Annotated in this window: 14 protein-coding genes and 1 riboswitch; of the genes, 13 read left to right on the plus strand and 1 reads right to left on the minus strand. The window is 75.3% G+C overall.

Annotated elements, in window-relative coordinates; translation table 11 throughout:
* Positions 1–22: 22 nt before the first annotated feature.
* Positions 23–132: riboswitch (TPP riboswitch) on the plus strand.
* From thiO to BJ968_RS16090, 5 genes are all read left to right on the plus strand, one after another.
* Entirely contained in the window at positions 120–1,238 is a 1,119-nt protein-coding gene (thiO, locus tag BJ968_RS16070) for a glycine oxidase ThiO (RefSeq protein WP_218885100.1), read from the plus strand. Its footprint overlaps the riboswitch before it by 13 nt.
* Positions 1,238–1,447 (plus strand): sulfur carrier protein ThiS, encoded by a 210-nt coding sequence (gene thiS, locus BJ968_RS16075; RefSeq protein WP_179753516.1) that lies wholly within the window; start codon positions 1,238–1,240, stop codon positions 1,445–1,447. The genes thiO and thiS overlap by 1 nt, the downstream gene beginning before the upstream one ends.
* The gene (gene thiG, locus BJ968_RS16080; protein WP_179753518.1) at positions 1,444–2,238 is read left to right on the plus strand and encodes a thiazole synthase; all 795 of its coding nucleotides are present in this window, start codon (positions 1,444–1,446) and stop codon (positions 2,236–2,238) included. The genes thiS and thiG overlap by 4 nt, the downstream gene beginning before the upstream one ends.
* Entirely contained in the window at positions 2,235–3,326 is a 1,092-nt protein-coding gene (locus tag BJ968_RS16085; protein ID WP_179753521.1) for a ThiF family adenylyltransferase, read from the plus strand. The genes thiG and BJ968_RS16085 overlap by 4 nt, the downstream gene beginning before the upstream one ends.
* Entirely contained in the window at positions 3,305–4,087 is a 783-nt protein-coding gene (locus tag BJ968_RS16090) for a 3-oxoacyl-ACP reductase (RefSeq protein ID WP_179753523.1), read from the plus strand. Before BJ968_RS16085 ends, BJ968_RS16090 begins: the two co-directional genes overlap by 22 nt.
* A 55-nt stretch (positions 4,088–4,142) precedes the next feature.
* On the opposite strand, the gene BJ968_RS16095 is transcribed toward BJ968_RS16090, so the two are convergent.
* Complete coding sequence (locus BJ968_RS16095; RefSeq protein WP_179753525.1) at positions 4,143–5,105, minus strand: alpha/beta hydrolase fold domain-containing protein; 963 nt, start codon at positions 5,103–5,105, stop codon at positions 4,143–4,145.
* Between the two features lie 143 nt (positions 5,106–5,248).
* On the opposite strand from BJ968_RS16095, the gene BJ968_RS16100 reads away from it, so the two are divergent.
* The 8 genes from BJ968_RS16100 (at position 5,249) to BJ968_RS16135 (ending at position 13,391) form a co-directional block, all read left to right on the plus strand.
* Complete coding sequence (locus tag BJ968_RS16100; protein ID WP_179753527.1) at positions 5,249–5,752, plus strand: MmyB family transcriptional regulator; 504 nt, start codon at positions 5,249–5,251, stop codon at positions 5,750–5,752.
* Between the two features lie 28 nt (positions 5,753–5,780).
* Positions 5,781–6,533: an alpha/beta fold hydrolase gene (locus tag BJ968_RS16105; RefSeq protein ID WP_179753528.1), complete on the plus strand. Its 753-nt coding sequence runs from the start codon at positions 5,781–5,783 to the stop codon at positions 6,531–6,533.
* 125 nt (positions 6,534–6,658) lie between these two features.
* A complete protein-coding gene (locus tag BJ968_RS16110) occupies positions 6,659–7,519 on the plus strand; it encodes an MmyB family transcriptional regulator (RefSeq protein ID WP_179753531.1) in 861 nt (286 codons plus the stop codon).
* 259 nt (positions 7,520–7,778) lie between these two features.
* Positions 7,779–9,254, plus strand: a complete 1,476-nt coding sequence (locus tag BJ968_RS16115) for a glyceraldehyde-3-phosphate dehydrogenase (protein WP_425491576.1) — start codon at positions 7,779–7,781, stop codon at positions 9,252–9,254.
* Positions 9,255–9,292: 38 nt separating this feature from the next.
* Positions 9,293–10,207: a pirin family protein gene (locus BJ968_RS16120; RefSeq protein WP_218885102.1), complete on the plus strand. Its 915-nt coding sequence runs from the start codon at positions 9,293–9,295 to the stop codon at positions 10,205–10,207.
* Between the two features lie 105 nt (positions 10,208–10,312).
* Positions 10,313–10,978, plus strand: coding sequence for an FCD domain-containing protein (locus BJ968_RS16125; RefSeq protein ID WP_179753533.1), 666 nt, complete (start codon positions 10,313–10,315; stop codon positions 10,976–10,978).
* Positions 10,979–11,025: 47 nt separating this feature from the next.
* A complete protein-coding gene (locus BJ968_RS16130) occupies positions 11,026–12,567 on the plus strand; it encodes an amidase (protein ID WP_179753535.1) in 1,542 nt (513 codons plus the stop codon).
* The gene (locus BJ968_RS16135; RefSeq protein WP_179753537.1) at positions 12,564–13,391 is read left to right on the plus strand and encodes a 5-oxoprolinase subunit PxpA; all 828 of its coding nucleotides are present in this window, start codon (positions 12,564–12,566) and stop codon (positions 13,389–13,391) included. The genes BJ968_RS16130 and BJ968_RS16135 overlap by 4 nt, the downstream gene beginning before the upstream one ends.
* Positions 13,392–13,413 lie beyond the last annotated feature (22 nt).

The following is a 13,413-nucleotide window of genomic DNA, read 5'->3' on the forward strand; positions in this document are numbered from 1 at the left end:
TCTGCCACCGGTGGGGGTATGGTCCTCCCACCACGGGAGCCCGGCAGGCGGGCTGAGAGGGCGAGCGATCTCGCCGACCGTCCGAACCTGCACCGGTTAGCACCGGCGAAGGGAGAGTGGTGGCAGTGCCGCACGACGTCGTCGTGCTCGGGGGTGGCGTCGTCGGCGCCACCTGCGCGTGGCGGCTGGCCGAACAGGGCCTGCACGTCCTGCTCGTCGACCCCGAACCCGGTGCCGGGGCCTCGCACGCCGCGGCCGGGATGCTCGCCCCCGTCAGCGAGATGCACGGTTCCGAACCCGCGCTGCTGCGGCTGGGCCTGCACGCCGCCGGTGGTTTCGCCGACCACGCGGCCCGCGTCCAGGAGGCCTCCGGCCTGGGGGTCGGCTACCGGCCCACCGGGACCCTCCTCGTCGCGCTCGACGCGGGTGACCGGGCCCGGCTGGCCGACGTCCGCCGCCGCCAGGAGCAGTGGGGCCTGCAGGTCGAGCGCCTCAGCGCGGCGCAGTGCCGGCAGCGCGAACCGCTGCTCGACCCGGCCGTCGTGGCCGGGACCCTCGTGCCCGGTGACCACCAGGTCGACCCCCGGCGGCTCGTCACCGCGGTGCTGCGCGCCGCGCGCGAACGCGGCGTGGAGTTCCGGCGCACCACCGGCGAACCGGCGGTGACCGCCGGGCGCGTCACCGGCGTCCGGACGCCGCAGGGGGAGGTCGCGGCCGGCCGCGTGGTCCTCGCGACCGGGGCCCGCGCCACCGCGCACGCCCCCGTGCGCCCGGTCAAGGGCCAGGTGCTCCGGTTGCGCGGCAACGGTTCCCCCGTCCCGCACCACGTCGTGCGCGGAACCGTGCGGGACCGGGCGGTGTACGTCGTGCCGCGCGAGGACGGCGAGGTCGTCGTCGGCGCCACGACCGAGGACCTCGGCTACGACACCACCGTCACGGCCGGGGCCGTGCGGGACCTGCTCCAGGACGCCTGCGCGCTCGTGCCCGCCCTGGCCGAGCTGGAACTCGCCGAAGCCGTCGCGCGCTCGCGGCCGGGCTCGCCCGACAACCTGCCGCTCATCGGCGCCGGCGACGTCGAGGGGCTCGTGCTGGCCGTCGGGCACGGGCGCAACGGGGTGCTGCTGTCGGCGGTGACGGCCCAGGCCGTCACCGCGCTGGTCACCGGGCAGGACGTGCCGCCGCCGGTCGCGGCGTGCGCACCGGGCAGGTTCGAGGAACTCGTGAGGTGGAGGGGCTGATGGAGATCGTCCTGAACGGTGAGGTGTTCGCCTGCGCCGCGGGGGACACCGTCGCCGACGTCGTGGCGTCGGTCGGGTCGTGCCCGCCCGACGGGCGCGGGGTCGCCGTGGCGGTCGGCGACGAGGTCGTCCCGCGCGGGCGGTGGGCGGCGACGCACCTGCGCGCCGGGGACCGCGTGGAACTGCTCGGGGCGGTGGCCGGAGGGTGAACGACCCGCTCGTCATCGCCGGCCGGGAGTTCTCCTCCCGGCTCATCACCGGCACCGGGGGAGCCGCCAACCACGACGTCCTGGAACGGGCGCTGCGCGCCTCGGGCACCCAGCTCACGACCGTGGCCATGCGCCGCGTCGACCCGGGCGCCCGGGGTTCGCTGCTCGACGTCCTCGACCGCGTGGGCGTCGACGTCCTGCCGAACACCGCCGGGTGCCGCACGGCCCACGAGGCCGTGCTCACGGCCCGGATGGGCCGCGAGGCGCTGGGCACCGACTGGGTGAAGCTGGAGGTCGTCGCCGACGAGGAGACGCTGCTGCCCGACGCCACCGAACTCCTCGACGCGGCGGACCGGCTCGTCGAGGACGGTTTCACCGTCCTGGCCTACACCAACGACGACCCCGCCCTCGCGCTGCGCCTGGAACGGCTCGGCTGCGCGGCCGTCATGCCGCTGGGCGCCCCCATCGGCACCGGGCTGGGGATCCTCAACCCCCACAACATCGCCCTCGTCGCCGAACGCGCCTCGGTCCCCGTCGTCCTCGACGCGGGCGTCGGGACGGCCTCGGACGCCGCGCTGGCGATGGAACTGGGCTGCGACGCCGTCCTGCTGGCCACCGCCGTGACCCGCGCCCACGACCCCGAGCTCATGGGCTCGGCCATGCGGCACGCCGTCCTGGCCGGCCGGCAGGCCCACCTCGCCGGGCGCATCCCGCGCCGCCCGCTGGCGCAGGCGTCCTCCCCGCTGCGGGGCATGGCCGACTTCGGGGCCGACTTCGGGGCCGCGTCGTGACCGCGCTGGTGGAACCGGCGGCCGGGCTCACCCCGGCCGAACGGCGGCGCTACGCCCGCCAGCTGCAGCTGCCGGGTTTCGGCGAGCAGGCGCAGCTGCGGCTGAAGAACTCCCGCGTGCTCGTGGTCGGCGCCGGCGGCCTCGGTTCACCCGTGCTGCTGTACCTCGCGGCCGCCGGGGTCGGGACGCTGGGGGTCGTCGACGACGACGTCGTCGAGGAGTCCAACCTGCACCGGCAGGTCCTGCACCCCACCGCCAGCACGGGCCGGTCCAAGGCCGAGAGCGCCCGCGAGGAGCTCGCGCGCGCGAACCCGCACGTGCGCGTCGTGGCCCACGCCGAACGCCTCACGGCCGCCAACGCGCTCGACCTCGTCGCCGGGTACGACCTCGTCGTGGACGGGTCGGACAACTTCACGACACGCTACCTCGTCAACGACGCCTGCGTCCTGGCCGGCAGGCCCTGGGTGTGGGGGGCGGTGCTGCGGTTCGAGGGGCAGGTGGCGGTGTTCCGGCACGGCCACGGCCCCACCTACCGCGACCTGTTCCCCGACCCGCCGGCCCCCGGCACCGTCCCGAACTGCGCCGAGGCCGGGGTGATCGGCTCGGTGTGCGCCGCGGTCGGGGCCGCCATGGTCACCGAGACGGTGAAGCTGCTCACCGGCACCGGGCGCAGCCTGCTGGGACGGGTGAGCGTCCACGACGCCTTCGCGGGCACCTGGCGCTCGTTCGCCCTGACCCCCGACCCCGACCGCGAACCCGTGACCGCGCTCGCCGAGCCCGCGCACGAGATCAGCGCGGCCGACCTGGCCGCGCGCCTCGCGGCGCGCGAGGCCGGGCGCGACGACTTCGTCCTCGTCGACGTCCGGGAGCCCGCCGAGCACGCCGCCCGGTCGATCCCCGGCGCCGTGCTGGTCCCGCTGGCGCGGCTGCTCGTGGACCCCGACGCCCTGCCGGACGGCGAACTCGTCCTGCACTGCGCCGGCGGCACCCGCTCGGCCCTCGCCGTGCAGACCCTCCTGGGCCGGGGCCGGACCGACGTCTGCCACCTGCGCGGCGGGATCGCGGCGTGGACGGGGCGGACGGCGTGACCCCGCTGCGGGACCAGGTCGTCCTCGTCACCGGCGGGGCGCGCGGGCTGGGGCGCAGCCTCACCGAGGCGTTCCTGCGCGAGGGCGCGCGCGTCGTCGTCGACCACCTCACGAGCGCCGACGCGGCGCAGGCGATCGCTGAGCGGCACCCCGGGCGCGCGGTCGCCGTGCGGGCCGACGTCCGCGACCGCGACCAGGTCGACGCGCTGTTCGCCGCGGCCCGCCGGGAGTTCGGCGCACCCGTGGCGACCGTCGTGAACAACGCCCTGTCGGGGTTCTCCTTCGACGGCGACGCCCGCGCCAAGGCCGACGAGATCGGGTACGAGGCGTTCTCCGCGCAGTTCGCCGGGACGGTCCAGGGAGCCGTCAACGTCGTCCAGGCCGCGCTGGGGGGTTTCGCCGAGCTCGGTTCCGGCCGCGTCGTCAACGTCGGCACGAACCTGTTCCAGCACCCCGTCGTGCCCTACCACGACTACACCGCGGCCAAGGCGGCCCTGCTGTCGGTCACGCGCACCTTCGCGGCCGACCTCGGTCCCCGCGGGATCACGGTGAACATGGTCAGCGGCGGCCTGCTGCGGACGACGGACGCGAGCTCGGCGACACCGGAGGCCGTGTTCGACCTCATCGCCGGCAGCACCCCGCTGCGCTCGGTGACCACCCCCGAGCAGTTCGCCGACGCCGTCCTGTTCTTCGCCTCCCCGTGGGCGCGGGCGGTCACGGGCCAGAACCTCGTCGTCGACGGGGGACTGGTGATGGACTGACGCGCCGGCCCGGCGCCCGGGACGGGGACGGGACCCGTCCCGGGCGGTCGGGGCCTCAGTCCTGCAGCGCGGCGCGCAGGAACGAGACCGCCTGCGCCACGGCGCCCTTGGCGGCGTTGGTGCCGTGCAGGGAGTTGACCATGACGAAGTCGTGCACGATGCCCTGGTAGCGCACCGCCGTGACGGGGACCCCGGCCTCGCGCAGCTTGGCCGCGTACGCCTCGCCCTCGTCGCGCAGCACGTCGGCCTCGGCGGTGACGACCAGCGCCGGGGGCAGCCCGGTGAGCTGCTCGGTGGTCGCCCGCAGCGGGGAGACGGTGATCTGCGTGCGGTCGGTCTCGGGGGTCGTGTACTGGTCCCAGAACCACTTCATGCCCTCGCGGGCCAGGAAGTACCCCTCGGCGAACTCGTGGTACGAGGCGGTGTCGAAGCTCGCGTCGGTGACCGGGTAGAACAGCACCTGCTGGCGGAAGGAGAACTCACCGCGCTCCTTGGCCAGCAGCGTCAGCGCGATGGCCATGTTGCCGCCGACGGAGTCACCGGCCACGGCCAGGCGCGAGCCGTCCAGGCCGTGCTCGCCGCCGTGCTCGACGACCCACTTCACGGCCGCGTACGCCTGCTCGTTGGCGACGGGGTACTTGGCCTCGGGGGAGCGGTCGTACTCGGGGAAGACGACGGCCGCGCCGGTGCCGACGGCCAGGTCGCGCACGAGGCGGTCGTGGGTGTGGGCGTCGCCGAAGACCCAGCCGGCGCCGTGGGTGTAGACCACGACGGGCAGGGACCCGGTCGCGCCGAGCGGTTTGACGATCCGGACCGGGACGCTGCCGGTGGGGCCGCCGGTGACGGTGATCCACTGCTCGTCGACGTCGGGCTTGTCGATGGGTTCGTCCTGGACGGAGTCGACGGCCTTGCGGCCGTCCTCGGGGGCGAGCTGGTAGAGGAACGGCGGTTCGCTGGTGGCGTCGACGAAGGCCTGGGCGGCCGGTTCGAGGCTGACGTTCTTCGGGTTGCCGGGCACGGTGGCTCCTGGGGTCGGCGCCGGGGGGCGACGGGTCGGTCGGGTCCTGCCCATCGTGGCCGCGGACGGGCCCGCGGCGGGGCCGCGGGCCTGACCCTGTCAGGACCTGGCTGCCGGTGCGGGGGCCACCTAGCGTCGCCGGGGTGAGTGACCTCCTCGGGGACCTGGTGCGGGCGGTCGGTGAACTCCCCGTCCTGCTGCGCAACGGGTACCTGGACGTCGTGGTCGCCAACGACCTGGCCCAGCGGCTCACCGCGGCGTTCACCCCCGGGACCAACATCGCCCGCTCCGCGTTCCTCGACCCCGGGGCGTCCCGGGCGACCACCCCGTGGGAGGCGACCGCCCGCGACGTCGCGGGGCTGCTGCGGGAACGCTCCGCCGAGCACCTGGACGACCCCCGGTTCCGCGGCCTGGTCGGGGAGCTGGCCGCCCGCAGCGACGACTTCAACCGCGCCTGGCAGGCCGGCGTCCCGCCCCGCCCGGGCACGGGGTCGTTCGCCGTGGAGCACCCCGTGGTGGGGCGGCTGGCCCTGACCTGGGTCGACCTGCTGGCCCCGGCCCAGCCCCCCGGCCTCACCCTGACCGTCGTGCGTCCCGACGACGCCACGACCGCGCAGCGGCTGCAGTCGCTGCGCACCCGTCCCTGACCGACAGACCGATCGAGAGGTGGCCCCCGTGTCCCGCACCGACAGCCCCGACGGCAAGCCCGTCGCCGTCCTCGTCCACGGCGCCTTCGCCGAGTCCGCCAGCTGGGCGGACGTCGCCCGCACCCTGCACGACCGCGGCGTGGAGACCGTCGCCGTCGCCAACCCGCTGCGCGCCGTGGACACCGACGCGGCCTACCTCGTCGACGTGGTCCGGGGCCTGGGCCGCCCCGTCGTCCTCGTCGGGCACTCCTACGGCGGCATGGTCGTCACCGAGGCCGCCGCCGCCCTGGGCGACGTCGTCACCGGCCTCGTCTACGTCGCCGCGTTCGTCCCCGAGCGCGGCGAGAGCGCCCTGGAGCTGTCCGGCCGGTTCGAGGGCAGCACCCTGGGCGAGACGCTGCTGGCCTACCCGCTGGCCGCCGGCGGGCAGGAGTTCCGCATCGACCCGGCCCGCTTCGCGGCGCAGTTCGCCGCCGACGTGCCCGCCGACACCGCGCAGGTCATGGCCCTCACCCAGCGCCCCGTCACCGAGGCCGCCCTCGCGCAGCCGCTGTCGGTCGAGCCGGCGTGGAAGGAGCTGCCCGTGTGGTCCGTCTACGGTGACGACGACCGCAACGTCCCGGCCGCCGCGCAGGCCTTCATGGCCGACCGCGCGGGCTCCCGGGGCACCACCGTCGTGGCCGGCGGGTCCCACGCCGTCGCCGTCTCCCACCCCGACGCGGTCGCCTCCGCCGTCCTGGAGGCCGTGGGCGAGCACGTGGCCTTCGCGCCGGCCCTGTGACCCCGTGACCCGACCCGCGCGGCGGACCACCGCCCGGGCCCGCACCCGCGCAGGTGCAGTCAACTGACGGAGGACGGGTGGACCCCCGCTCGGGCACGATCGCCGTGTCCGAGAGGAGGACCCGCATGACCGCACGGCCCGCGTCCCGCCCCCACCGCGTCGGGGACTTCCTGCGCGCCCGCCGCGACGCCCTGCGACCCGAGGACGTCGGGTTGCCGCGCGAACCCGGCCGCCGGGTGCCGGGGCTGCGGCGCGAGGAGGTCGCCCAGCTCGCCGGCATCAGCCCCGAGTACTACCTGCGCCTGGAGCAGGGCCGCGACCACCAGCCCTCCGGGCAGGTCCTCGCCGCGCTGGCCCGCGCGCTGCAGCTCGACGTCGCCGGTGCGCAGTACCTGCACCGGCTCGTGCACCCGTTCCAGCGGCGGGCCGTGCCCGCCCCGCGCCGCGGCCCGGCCCGCGAGCGCGACCTCGTCGCCGTCGTCGCGGGGTTCCGCAACCCCGCCGTCGCCCTGGACCGCGCCAAGGACGTCGTCGCGGTCAACGAGCTGGCCGGGGCGATGGCGCCCGAGCACCACCGCCCCGGCCGCAACGTCGTCCTGGACACCTTCGACCCGCAGGTCAAGGCCACCACGCCCGGCTGGGCCGAGCACGCCCGCCGGGTCGTCGCCTCGCTGCGGCTGACCGCCGACCTGGACGACCCGCGGCTGCAGGAGGTCGTGGGGCGGCTGTCCCTGCAGGACGACGACTTCCACCGGTGGTGGACCAGCCACGAGGTGTCCGCCCGGACCCGCGGGACCCTGCCGCTGACCCTGCCCGGCCTCGGCGTCGTCGACATGGGCTGGCAGGACCTGGAACTGGCCGACCACCCCGGCTGCGTCGTCACGATGTTCACCCCCGTCGACCAGGCCGGTGAGGACGGGCTGGACGCCCTCCGGGCCCGGGCCGGGCGGGCCCGGGGACGGGCGGCCGGGGTCCCCGTCGGCTGACGCCGGGAGCCGTCCACCCGGAGGCGGAGTACACGTCCTGTGAACTTCGGCGGTTCTTTCCGCCCGGCGGGGGTCCCCGCGGGCCGGTGCGTCGCGCATCGTCGGTCCCACGACAGCGACGACGGGGGACGACGATGACGACCGACGCACGGACCGTGCTCGCGTCCCCACCCGCAGGCGACGACGTCCTGCCGGGGGTCACCCCCGTCCCGACCACCGCCACCCCGGCCGTCCGAGGAGACCACCCGTGCCCGAAACCGTGCCCACCTCGCCGCAGCACCCCGCCCCCGACGACCTGGGGTGGTCCCTCAAGCTCGGCCTGGCCGAGGCGATGGTGCCGTTGATCGGGCGGCTGCACCGCGACCACGGCGTGACCGTGACCGTCCACGGCCGCAGCCTCGTGGGCAAGTCCGTCGTCGGCCTCGTCAAGGCGCACCGCTTCGCCCGCCGCGTCGACGACGAGGAGCTGTCCCTGGAGGTCAGCCTGGACCTGCTGCAGGTGCTGTGCCGCCTGCCGCTGTCCCCGGCCGTCGTGGACCTGGCCCGGCTCAACGCCGGGGGCACCACCGGGGAGGCCGCCGTGCGCGAGCTCCTCGCGCCGCTGCAGCACGCCCCGGCCGGCCGGGACCGGCTGCAGGCCCGGCGCGACGTCGTCCTGTACGGCTTCGGCCGGATCGGCCGGCTGCTGGCCCGCATCCTGGTCGAGAACGGCGACGACCCGTGGGGCCTGCGGCTGCGGGCCGTCGTGGTGCGTCGCGGCGGGCCCAACGACCTGGTCAAGCGCGCGAGCCTGCTGCGGCGCGACTCGGTGCACGGCGCGTTCGCCGGCACGATCACCGTCGACGAGGAGAACGACCGGATCCACGCCAACGGCACCACGATCCAGGTGATCTACTCCGACGACCCCGGCACGGTGGACTACGCCGCGCACGGCCTGACCGACGCCCTGGTCATCGACAACACCGGCCGGTGGCGCGACGAGGCCGGCCTGGCCCGGCACCTGGACAGCACCGGGGTCGGGCGGGTGCTGCTGACGGCCCCGGGGAAGGGGGCGGTGAAGAACGTCGTCCACGGCCTGAACCACGGGACCCTCACCGCGGCCGACCGCGTCGCCTCGGCGGCCTCGTGCACGACGAACGCCATCGCGCCCGTCCTGAAGGCCGTGCACGAGAGGTTCGGGATCGTGCGCGGGCACGTCGAGACGGTGCACTCCTTCACCAACGACCAGAACCTCATCGACAACTTCCACAAGGGCGACCGCCGGGGACGCTCGGCCGTGCTGAACATGGTCCTCACCGAGACGGGTGCGGCGAAGGCGGTGGCCAAGGCGCTGCCGGAGCTGGAGGGCAGGCTCACCGGGAACTCGATCCGCGTGCCCACCCCCGACGTCTCCCTCGCGGTGCTGCACCTGACCCTGGAGCACCCGGTCGACAAGGCCGGGATCAACGAGTACCTGCGGCAGGTGTCGCTGGACTCCCCGCTGCAGGACCAGATCGACTACACCGATTCCCCCGAGGTCGTCTCCACCGACTTCATCGGCACCCGCAAGACCGGGGTGGTGGACGCGCTGGCGACGATCGCCGCGGGCGACACGGTGGTCCTGTACGTCTGGTACGACAACGAGCGCGGGTACTGCGAGCAGGTGCTGCGGGTGGCGCAGACGTTCCAGGGCCTGGACCGGCCCGTGTTCCCGGCCGTGCACAGCACCGCGCAGGCGCGGGTCACCGCCGGCTGACCGCGCCCCGGGCGGGGCGGGTGGGGTAGCGTCCCGACGTGCAGGTCCACCCTCCCCGCGACGTCCCCCTCGGCGGCCCGCGCGCCATGACGGTGCGCCGGACCCTGCCCCAGCGGGGTCTGACGCTCGTCGGTTCCTGGTGCTTCCTCGACCACTTCGGCCCCGACCGGGTCGAGGCCAGCGGGGGGATGCGGGTGCCGAGGCACCCGCACACGGGCCTGGCGACGGTGACCTGGCTGTTCACCGGCAGCGTCGCGCACCTCGACTCCGCCGGGTACCGGGCCGTCGTCGCCCCCGGGCAGGTGAACCTCATGGTGGCCGGGCGCGGGATCTCCCACCAGGAGTTCTCCACCCCGGGCACCGGGGTGCTGCACGGCACGCAGCTGTGGTTCGCGCTGCCCGACGCCACCCGCCACCGGGAGCCGACGTTCGAGCACCACGAACCCGCACCGTTCCGCCGCGGCGACGCCGAGCTGCGCGTCTTCATCGGGTCCCTGGCCGGGGTCACCTCCCCGGTGCGGACGTACACCGCGCCGCTGCTGGGCGCCGAGGTCCTGCTGCCGCCGCGCGGCGTCGTGGACCTCGACCTCGACGCCCGGTCCGAGCACGCCGTGCTGCTCGACTCCGGCGCGGTCGCGGTCGACGGCGAGGACCTGCCCGCCGCCCACCTGGCGCACCTGCCGACGGGCCGCACCGCGCTGACGCTGCGCGCGGGCGACGACCCCACCCGCCTGCTGCTCATCGGCGGGGTCCCGCTGGGGGAGCGGATCGTCATGTGGTGGAACTTCATCGGCCGCGACCACGACGAGGTCGTGGCGTACCGCGAGCGGTGGCAGGCCGAGATCGCCGGCACGGCCGAGGGACCGCTGCGGTTCGGGGAGTTCCCGCCCGGTGAACCCGATCCGCTGCCCGCCCCGGTGCTGCCGGGCGTGCGGTTGCAGCCGCGCGGGTAGGCACCCGGTCACGGAACCCGGGAGATTTGACGCCGCCGTAACCGCGGGAAACACCGGCGTAACGTTCGGCTGCAAGTGTGATCACACATCACGGAGGTCAGCATCGTGGACGTCAGCGCCATCACCGTTCCCACGCTCGCGGAGGAGGTGTACGACCGTGTCCGGTCCGGCATCACGACCGGCACGCTGCCACCGGGCAGCCGGGTGTCCATCCGGGCCCTGGCCGAGCAGCTCTCGGTGAGCACCATGCCGGTCCGCGAGGCGCTCAAGCGGTTGCAGGCCGAGGGTTTCGTCGTCTTCGGACGCCGCAGCGTCAGCGTGGTCTCGCTGACCGCCGAGGAACTGCACCAGGTCTTCGCCGTCCGCCTGCACCTGGAACAGCTGGCGACCGAGTGGGCCCTGCCCCGGCTGACCCCCGCGGACGTCGACGACCTCCGGGCGGTCCTGGCGGAGATGGCCGACGACCACCTGGAGACCGGGCGCTGGCGAGCCCTGAACCGCCGTTTTCACCAGCGCTTCTACGAGTGCGCCGCCAGCCCCTACCTCCTGGACCTGATCCGGGGGGTCTGGGACCGGGTCGAGCCGTACATGGCCATCTACGCCTCGACCGTGGAGGACTTCAGCGAAGCGCACCGCCAGCACCTGCGGATGCTGGAACTCATCGAGTCCGGGGACCTGCCGGGCCTGCTGGCCGAGAACGACTGGCACTTGGAGCACACCCGCCGCACGGTCGCCGAGGCGCTGTCCGAGGCGCGCCGACCACCCACCTGACACCACGACCCCATCCCCGGCACCCGGGGACGACCGGAGGACGCAGCATGGACGAACCGCGCGACCCCCGCCGCTTCGCCGAACTCACCATCGCCCGCTTCCACGACCTGCTCCGCCGGGGTGAAGCGACCAGCGCGGAACTGACCGCCTGGTACCTGCGGCGCATCGAGGACCTGGACCGGAACGGCCCGCGCCTCGGGTCCCTGGTCACCCTCAACTCCGCCGCCCTGGACCAGGCCCGGGCCGCCGACGACCACTTCGCCCGCACCGGGCAGCTCCTGGGGCCCCTGCACGGAGTCCCGATCGTCGTCAAGGACCAGGCCGAGACGGCCGGGATCCCCACCGCCTTCGGGTGCTCCCTGTTCGCCGACTACGTGCCCGAGCGCGACGCCACCGTCATCACCCGGTTGCGGGCCGCGGGTGCGGTCCTGCTGGGCAAGACGGCGATGTGCGACTTCGCCGCCGGGTGGTTCTCCTTCTCCTCGCGCACCGGGTTCACCCGCAACCCCTACGACCTCGACCGCGAGACCGGCGGGTCCAGCGCCGGCACGGCCGCCGCGGTCGCCGCCGACCTGGCGCTCGTCGGGCTGGGGGAGGACACCGGCGGGTCGATCCGCCTGCCCGCGTCCTTCACCAACCTCTTCGGCCTGCGCCCCACCACGGGTCTGGTCAGCCGCACCGGTTTCTCCCCTCTGGTGCACTTCCAGGACACCCCCGGGCCGATCACCCGCACGGTGACCGACGCGGCCGTCGTGCTCGACGTCATCGCCGGGTGGGACCCGCAGGACGAGTTCACCGCCCTGGCCGCCGGCCACGAGCACGTCGGCGCCTTCGCCGAGGAACTGGACTCCCGCGACCTGTCCTCGTTCCGGGTGGGCGTGCTCGAGGACGCGTTCGGCCCCGGCCCGGAGTCCGCGGGCACGAACTCCGTCGTGCGCGCCGCCGTCGACCGCCTGCGCGCCGAGGGGGTCGGTGTCGTCGACGGGCTGGAACTGGGCGACCTGCGCGAGTGGGTCACCGGCACCTCGCTGTACACGACGCAGTCCAAGGAGGACCTCGCCGCGTTCCTGGCCGCCCGCCCCGGCGCGCCGGCCGCGAGCTGGGACGAGATCGTGGCGGCGGGCGCCTTCCACCCCCTGACCGACCTCGTCGTCGACATCGCCGCCGGGCCGCAGGACCCCCGGGACGACCCGGAGCACCTGCCGCGGCGGCTGCGCCAGGAGGACCTGCGCCGGCGGCTGACGGCGCTCATGGCGGCGGCGGGCGTCGACGTCCTCGTCTACCCCACCGTCCAGGTGCCCGCCCCCACCCGGGAGGAACTGGCCGCCAAGCGCTGGACGGCGCTGACGTTCCCCACGAACACCGTCCTCGCCTCGCAGTCCTCGCTGCCGGCCGCCAGCGTCCCGGTGGGTTTCACCGACGACGGCCTGCCGGTCGGCTTGGAGGTGGTCGGGCCGGTGATGAGCGAACGGCGGCTGCTGCGCTTCGCCCGGGCCTGGGAACGCGTGGCCTCCCCGCGGCGGGCCCCCGACCTGTCCGCCGGGGACCTCGCCGAACCGGCCCGTCCCGTCGCCTCGGCCGCGCGGTGAGCGGACCGGGCGTCCGCACCCTGGACCTGAACTGCGACTTGGGGGAGAGCTTCGGCGTCTACCGCTACGGCGCCGACACCGAGGTGATGCCGCTCATCACCTCGGCCAACATCGCCTGCGGCGCGCACGCGGGGGACCCGCGGACGATGCGCGAGAGCGTCGACCTGGCCGTCCGCCACGGCGTCGCGATCGGGGCCCACGTCGGCCTGGCCGACCGGGAGGGTTTCGGCCGGCGCGCGATCGCCGTCGGGGCGCAGGACGTCCACGACCTGTGCCTGGCCCAGATCGGGGCCCTGGACGCCTTCGTGCGCGCCGCCGGGCAGCGGATGGCGCACGTCAAACCCCACGGCGCGCTGTACGTCATGGTCAACGACCAGCCCGAGCTGGCGCAGGCGGTCTGCGCCGCGGTGCGGGCCTTCGACCCGCGCCTCGCGCTGTACGCGCTGCCCGGGTCGGCGCTGGCGGCGGCGGCCCGCGACGCGGGGCTGGGGGTGGTCGAGGAGTTCTTCGCCGACCGTCCCTACCAGGCGGGTCGCGTGCGCATGTTCGGCTGGACCCCCGAGGAACTCGGGACCCCTGACGTCGCGGCCGAACGCGCCGTGCAGCACCTGCGGACTCCCGCCCTGGCGGGCGTCGGCACCGTCTGCGTGCACAGCGACAGCCCCGCCGCAGCCGCACGCCTGCGCGCCCTGCGGGCCCACCTCGACCGCGCGGGTTGGACCGTGGCGCCCCCGCGACCGTCCCGGAACCCCACCGGCCCGGCGACCACCCCGCTGTCCCCCCGGCACGTCGACGAGGCGCTCCAGCCCGCCCCTTCTTCCTGACCCCCGCTCCCGCACCCCGAGA

Origin of the sequence: Kineococcus aurantiacus, from assembly GCF_013409345.1 — a bacterium.
Lineage (GTDB): Bacteria > Actinomycetota > Actinomycetes > Actinomycetales > Kineococcaceae > Kineococcus > Kineococcus aurantiacus.